This window comes from Actinomyces sp. S6-Spd3 (assembly GCF_000758755.1).
In the GTDB taxonomy this organism is placed as follows: domain Bacteria; phylum Actinomycetota; class Actinomycetes; order Actinomycetales; family Actinomycetaceae; genus Pauljensenia.
The window spans coordinates 1-612 of the sequence record NZ_JRMV01000253.1 but is presented as its reverse complement, the minus strand read 5'-3'; the positions used below and the strand labels follow the sequence as shown (position 1 = coordinate 612).

Annotated in this window: 1 pseudogene; it reads right to left on the bottom strand. The window is 48.0% G+C overall.

The annotated features are described in order from the left end of the window. A pseudogene (locus tag HMPREF1627_RS02030) lies at positions 1 to 612 on the bottom strand (PhoH family protein); the annotation flags it as partial.

Genomic DNA, 612 nt, shown 5'->3' with positions numbered 1-612 from the left:
AAAATCCCATCCTGAAGTTCGAATCCCATCGTGCCATCATCATTGATGCGAGGGCGAAGCCCTTCTACGAAATCCGAGTAGTCGTAGCTTGGGTGGAACTGAACAAACCCAACTTGTCGTTTTTCGTCGTCCTCAAGCTCAGTGAAATCTTGAGTTCTTCCCTCAGAAATAATGTCAGCCGCTATCTGCCTGGCCAAATATGTCTTGCCTGTTCCGGGAGCGCCCCTGAAAATGATGTTCTTGGAATCGATGAGGGTCTGGGAATACTTATTCCGAAGAACGGCGCCCTCAGCAGTAGCGTCTTCCTCTTCCTCATTGGCCAACTCCACATCCCCAGCGTCAAAGCTACCTTTTTCCCGGTAAACAAGTTTAAATTTGTCACCTGGGTTGCCGAATCGCTTCAGACATTCCTGTACCAAGTGAAGGGTTGAGAAGATGTTCCAACAATGGATGACGAAGCTACCCTGATCGCTGCGATTATAAATTAGGGTGGCGAAAGTATTTTGCCCGCTATAGCGCTGATACTCCTTTTTGCTGTAGAAAATACCTCTGTACTCGGTAGCGTCTGGAGATTCCTTGCCAATAGGAAACTGAAGCCGTTCGTCCAAACTG